Raw genomic sequence first — 1,355 nt, 5'->3', positions numbered from 1 at the left:
GTATGGGCTGCCCTGCTGATGCTGGGCTCAATGCTGTTTCTGCCATCTTCCCCATGGTGGGGAAAGCAAATTTCCCTTACTGGCAGTAAGACTGTGGTGCTGTGGGCTCTGGGAGGATATGGCGTAAGCTTTACCCTGCTTGGGCTGGGAAGCGTGCTGATGGCTACCGGTGCCGTAACAACAGCGGTGGGGTTGGGAATATTAATCATCGCCCGGATCGTCTACGGTCTGACCGTGTCAGCAATGGTGCCAGCCTGTCAGGTCTGGGCATTGCAGAGAGCGGGAGAAGGGAATCGCATGGCCGCTCTGGCAACCATCAGCTCCGGCCTGAGCTGCGGCAGGCTATTCGGGCCGCTGTGCGCGGCGGCAATGTTGGTCATTCACCCTCTGGCGCCAGTGTGGATGCTGATGGCAGCTCCGGTGTGGGCTGTGGTGATGCTTCTGCGGTTGCCCGGCACACCACCACAGCCCACACCGGAGCGCAAGAGCGTCAGCCTGAAGCGGGATTGCCTGCCTTATCTGCTTTGCGCAATGTTACTGGCTGCGGCAATGAGCATGATGCAGCTTGGACTTTCGCCAGCCCTTACTCGCCAGTTCGATACTGATACCACCACTATTAGCCAACAGGTGGCGTGGTTGTTGGGGCTGTCCGCAATAGCTGCGCTTATCGCGCAGTTCGTGGTACTCCGTCCACAGCGCCTGACTCCAGTGGCTCTGCTCCTGAGTGCCGGGGTGTTGATGAGTAGTGGTCTGGCTATCATGCTCACTGAACAGCTATGGTTGTTTTACCTGGGCTGTGCAGTGCTGTCATGTGGGGCCGCTCTGGCAACACCCGCTTATCAACTTTGACTGAATGATAAGCTGGCCGACGGCGCAGGCGCGGGCTGGCTTGCGGCCAGTCACACACTTGGCTATGGGCTGTGCGCATTGTTGGTGCCACTGGCGTCGAAAACAGGTGTCTCAATCGCGCTGATTGTGACGGCATTATTTGCCGCTGTATTATTTACCATAGTGTCTGCATGTATTTGGCATTACCGTACAATCAAGTAAGGCTATGATGTTGTACTCACAGCCGGCATAACGTCCTGTGCAATTTCGCTGTCGAAACCGCCTGTGCTGACCGCCCAGTGCACTCACCTGAAGCACATCGCAGCATGCCACCAGGATGCCAGATCGTCTTCTGAAATGGGTGGATACATTGGCAACGTTAACCGCAACAATTTTTCAGAGAGAATTTTGGGGGGTGAGGGCCAGTGATGTAAAAAATACGCCAAGAGGTTAATTCATTGTTTATACTGATATGTCAGGTAATGCGTTTGCAGTCATTACAGTCGTCATGGAGACTGTACTGACTG

General features: G+C 55.1%; 1 pseudogene. It reads left to right on the top strand.

Going from position 1 to position 1,355, the window contains the following annotated elements:
* Positions 1–1,050 (top strand): annotated as a pseudogene (locus RTW80_RS25300) (MFS transporter); the annotation flags it as partial.
* Between the last annotated feature and the right edge of the window lie 305 nt (positions 1,051–1,355).

This window comes from Escherichia sp. AM3, assembly GCF_032029835.1.
GTDB classification, from domain to species: Bacteria; Pseudomonadota; Gammaproteobacteria; order Enterobacterales; family Enterobacteriaceae; genus Escherichia; species Escherichia coli.
The sequence above is the reverse complement of the archived record's forward strand: the minus strand, read 5'-3'. Positions and strand labels throughout refer to the sequence as shown.